General features: G+C 48.5%; 1 protein-coding gene and 1 pseudogene. Both read right to left on the reverse strand.

All coding sequences use genetic code 11. The annotated features are described in order from the left end of the window. A pseudogene (locus CLOSYM_RS05115) lies at positions 1-436 on the reverse strand (YfcC family protein); the annotation flags it as partial. A 30-nt stretch (positions 437-466) separates the two neighbouring features. After that, on the reverse strand, positions 467-1,648 hold the full coding sequence (locus CLOSYM_RS05120) for an amidohydrolase (protein WP_003499904.1): 1,182 nt from the start codon (positions 1,646-1,648) through the stop codon (positions 467-469). Positions 1,649-1,868: the final 220 nt, after the last annotated feature.

The raw sequence follows: 1,868 nt of genomic DNA on the forward strand, positions 1-1,868 counted from the left end.
CCTCAAATACGCCGATGGTTGAGCTGGCGCATCCAATCAGGGTGATAAATACAGGGATAATAATGGCACGTGCAGATCCCTTTAATATCCTGAGCATGCTGGCGACGAGGCCGTTAAAAGCGCCGCTGGCAATGATCAGGCCGATGGATGCATAGGAAATAAATACGAAGAAGATTACTCCGGCTGCGTCCACGGTGCCGTTATAAATAGACTGGACAAGGGTGAAGAAGCCTACCGGTGTGGATTCAATTACATGATATGTACCGGGAACCACCATTTCCCTTCCGGCATCGCTAAGCGCCCGTTCAAATTCACCGGCCGGAAGAAACCAGGATGCGGCGGCACAAATAATTGTAATCGAAATAAGAAGCACATAAATGTGCGGCATCTTCATTTTTTTTGTTTTTTTCGTTTTTGCTGCAGACTCACTGCTCATACGTTTTCTCCTCTCATAAAAAAAAACCATTTACTTTCTTTTTTCTACCTGTTCCTGAAATTCCGCATACACCTTGTTTCTGAAGGCCTCATCATTAAATGTCCTAAGAGCCGTCAGCGCCAGGATACAGGCTCCCTTCTCCATTGCCTCCTCTGCCTGAGGCAGGGCAGTTGCATCCCTGAATGCCGCCGTGTGCAGCGCATAATCCTCATCTGTGACAGCTAACAGAGGCTGGATGGCAGGGCACCGGTAGCTGACGTTGCCCACATCAGAGGAACCGCTGGCAGCTTCAACCCCCGTTGTCGGCATGCCGAATGCCTCAAACTGCCGTATGATCTCCTCCTCAAGTGTCATGTTGCGTACCATATCTGCAAATTCAAAAACAGAGGTGAATTTCACGGTACAATCCAGAGCCATGGCAGCGCCGTCCGCACATTTTTTCACCATTTCATCCACTGCTCCCATGGATTTCATCGTTGCGGTTCTGAATTCCATCCTGAGTTTTACATAGTCCGGTATGATATTGGGCGCTTTTCCTCCGTCCAGAATGATACTGTTTACATGGACATCCGGAGTGAAGCATTCGCGCCGCGCATCAATCAAATCCAGAAACTTCCTGGCCGCCGCCAGAGCGCTTTTGCCCTCCCACGGTGCGGCAACCGCATGAGCCGCCTGTCCGTAAAATTCTACAAAATAGCATTGCAGGCTCAGCGCGTCCATATCGGCCCGGCACTTGCCCCCCGACCAGCTGTGCATCATCATGGCCAGAGACATGTTGTCAAAGATGCCCTGGGCAGCCATGCCTATCTTAGCGCCGTTTTCTTCCTCTGCAGGGGTCCCAATCACATGCACTTTTCCCCTGTAAAACTCCTTTAGATCTTTAAGCGCCAGACCTGTCAGTACGGAAAGAGAGCCGTGAAGATTGTGGCCGCAGCCATGTCCGATTTCAGGAAGTGCATCGTATTCCGCCAGAATTGCCACTTCCGGGCCGTCACCGTTGTCGAAGAGGGCATGGAATGCCGTCTCATATCCGGCGAAGGGGTATGTAACCTCGAACCCGGCTTCCTTCAGGATCTCCACCATCTTTCTGCTGGATTCAAATTCCTGATCCGGAAGTTCCGGATGCTCTCTCAGGTAACAGCTCAGTTCAGCAGCTTTCTTAAAATGTGTTCCAATAACTTTTTTTACTGACGACAGTTCGTAATCTGTCATAACACCATCCTTTCTGAGTCCCCCCCCCACAATCAGTTCCGCATCAGGAGGTAGGTTTGATAGTAATTTTGTATGCTTTTATTTGCAGCATACTTAAAGAAGAGTTCTTTAAAACGGATTATAGCATAGAAATGTGGGTTGATCAATGATTTTTGTAAATTAAATATTTTTTTGTAATTTTTCAGTTAAAGAGATTTAGTTAAGCAGGTGAGGACGCCGC

The organism is [Clostridium] symbiosum ATCC 14940 (assembly GCF_000466485.1).
In the GTDB taxonomy this organism is placed as follows: Bacteria; Bacillota; Clostridia; order Lachnospirales; family Lachnospiraceae; genus Otoolea; species Otoolea symbiosa.

Excerpts from the sequence above, each read along its gene's own strand:
- CLOSYM_RS05120 (WP_003499904.1), bottom strand. The coding sequence starts at position 1,648 with ATGACAGATTACGAACTGTCGTCAGTAAAAAAAGTTATTGGAACACAT.